General features: G+C 66.6%; 1 protein-coding gene. It reads right to left on the reverse strand.

Annotated features, from left to right (window positions below; genetic code table 11):
• Positions 1-1,377, reverse strand: a 1,377-nt coding sequence (locus ACXJKH_RS20520; protein ID WP_457322139.1) for a sulfatase-like hydrolase/transferase, incomplete at both ends; no start/stop codon positions are given.

Here is a 1,377-nt window from a genome sequence, read left to right on the forward strand (position 1 = left end):
TTCGGTAAAGAATGACCAGCCGCCGGTGCGCCCGCCCTGGGCGATGATGGCGCCATTGAGTGGTCTGTCGGCGGGCGCTTCGATCTCGGCGGTCACTGCGTAGGAGCGGTTCTTGACGTTGATCGCCACGTTTTCGCCYAGGCGGGTCATGCCGGGATAGAGCCGCAGGGTGTCGCCGGTGGTCAGCGTGGGGCGGCCGGCCAGCTGGGGATTCATGCGCTCGGCGGCGCGGTCGTCGATGGGCAGCACGTTGTGCCGTACCGCTTCGATCAGGAACAGCTGCTGCAGTTCGGCCAGCTTGTCCGGCTGGGTGGCGGCGAGGTTGTCGGACTGGGTCCAGTCTTTGGTGGTGTCGTAGAGCTCCCAGACGTCCTGCGAGAAGTCCACGCCCTTGGCCACCACGTCCCACGGGGTGCGGTGCTTGGTCTGCGCGGTCCAGCCGTCGTGGTAAATGCCCCGGTTGCCCATGATTTCGAAGTACTGGGTGAGGTGGCGCTCGTCGGCCTCGGCGTCGTTGAAGGTGTACGCCATGGAAACGCCGTGCATCGGTACCTGGGTGACGCCGTTGACGGTGTGCGGCTGCGCCAGGCCGGCCAGGTCAAGGATGGTCGGCGCCACGTCGATGACATGGTGCCACTGGCTGCGCAGCTCACCGCCGGCGATCCGCGCCGGCCAATGCACGATGGTGCCGTTGCGGGTGCCGCCGTAGTGCGAGGCCACCTGCTTGGTCCACTGGTAGGGCGTGCACAGCGCATGCGCCCAGCCGACGGCGTAATGGTTGTAGGCCTTGGGCCCGCCGACCTCGTCCAGGTGCTGCTTCCAGAACGCGGCGGTCTCGTACTCGGCACCGCCGTTGGAGGCGGTGGTGAGCATGAAGGCGCCGTTGATGCCGCCCTCGGCGGACGCACCGTTGTCGCCGATGATGAAGTAAACCAGAGTGTCATCCAGTACGCCCAGTTCCTCCAGGGCGTCGATCACGCGCCCGGTGTGGTGGTCGGCATATTCGAGGAAAGCGGCATATACCTCCATCTGATGGGCCAGGATTGGCTTGAGTTCGGCCGGCATGTCGTCCCAGGCGGGGATGCCGTCCGGGCGCGGGGTGAGCACGGCATCGGACGGGATGACGCCCAGTTCGCGCTGGCGGGCGAAGGTTGCCTCGCGCAGCGCGTCCCAGCCTTGATCGAAGCTGCCCTTGTACTTGGCGATCCAGTCCTTGGGCACGTGGTGGGGCGCGTGCGTGGCGCCGGGCGCGAAGTACACGAAGAAGGGCTTGTCCGGGGTGAGGCTCTTCTGCAGCCGCACGTAGTCGATGGCTTTGTCGGCCAGGTCCGGCATGAGATGGTAGCCGGGGTCCAGCGGTGCCTCGACGGTAGACAC

The sequence above is a fragment of the Stenotrophomonas sp. P5_B8 genome (assembly GCF_054049855.1).